This window comes from Pseudomonas sp. NPDC087639 (assembly GCF_044743385.1).
Classification (GTDB): Bacteria; Pseudomonadota; Gammaproteobacteria; order Pseudomonadales; family Pseudomonadaceae; genus Aquipseudomonas.
Genome location: NZ_JBIUWI010000200.1, coordinates 1 through 1,025, shown reverse-complemented (window position 1 = coordinate 1,025; position 1,025 = coordinate 1). Strand labels below are relative to the sequence as shown.

Below are 1,025 nucleotides of genomic sequence, written 5' to 3'. Positions count from 1 at the left end.
GTTCCCCAGCCGCTTAACGCCGAACAAACAGCAGGCCTGGTCGAGCTGCTGAAAAACCCTCCGGCTGGCGAAGAAGAATTCCTCGTTGACCTGATCACCAATCGCATTCCACCAGGCGTGGACGAAGCCGCTTATGTCAAAGCCGGTTTCCTGTCTGCACTGGCCAAGGGCGAAGTTTCCTCCCCTCTGCTGGACAAAAAGCGCGCTGTAGAACTGCTCGGCACCATGCAGGGCGGCTACAACATCGTGACCCTGGTTGACCTGCTGGACGACGCCGAACTGGCGCCAGTCGCTGCCGCGCAACTCAAGCACACCCTGCTGATGTTCGATGCGTTCCACGACGTGGCGGAAAAAGCCAAGAACGGCAACGCTCACGCCCAAGCCGTGCTGCAATCCTGGGCTGACGGCGAGTGGTTCAAGAACCGCCCGACCCTGGCCGACAAGATCAGCCTGCGCGTCTTCAAAGTAACTGGCGAAACCAACACCGACGACCTGTCCCCTGCTCCAGACGCCTGGTCGCGTCCAGACATCCCGCTGCACGCCCTGGCCATGCTGAAAATGGCTCGCGACGGCATCGTTCCTGATCAGCAGGGCGCCATCGGCCCGATGAAGCAGATCGAAGAAATGCGCGGTCAAGGCTTCCCGATCGCCTACGTCGGTGACGTGGTCGGTACCGGTTCCTCGCGTAAATCCGCTACCAACTCGGTGCTGTGGTTCTTCGGCGACGACGTGCCTTACGTGCCGAACAAGCGCGCTGGCGGTTTCTGCTTCGGCAGCAAAATCGCACCAATCTTCTACAACACCATGGAAGATGCCGGCGCACTGCCAATCGAGTTCGACGTTTCCAACATGAACATGGGCGACGTGATCGACCTGTACCCGCATGCTGGCAAAGTATGCAAACACGGCACCGACGAAGTCCTGACCACCTTCGAAATGAAGACCCCGGTTCTGCTGGACGAAGTCCGCGCCGGCGGCCGTATCCCGCTGATCATCGGCCGTGGCCTGACCGAGAAGGCTCGCGC

At 60.4% G+C, this 1,025-nt stretch carries 1 pseudogene; it reads left to right on the top strand.

Annotation, left to right across the window (positions count from 1 at the left end):
• Positions 1–1,025 (top strand): annotated as a pseudogene (locus tag ACIOVB_RS27885) (aconitate hydratase B); the annotation flags it as partial.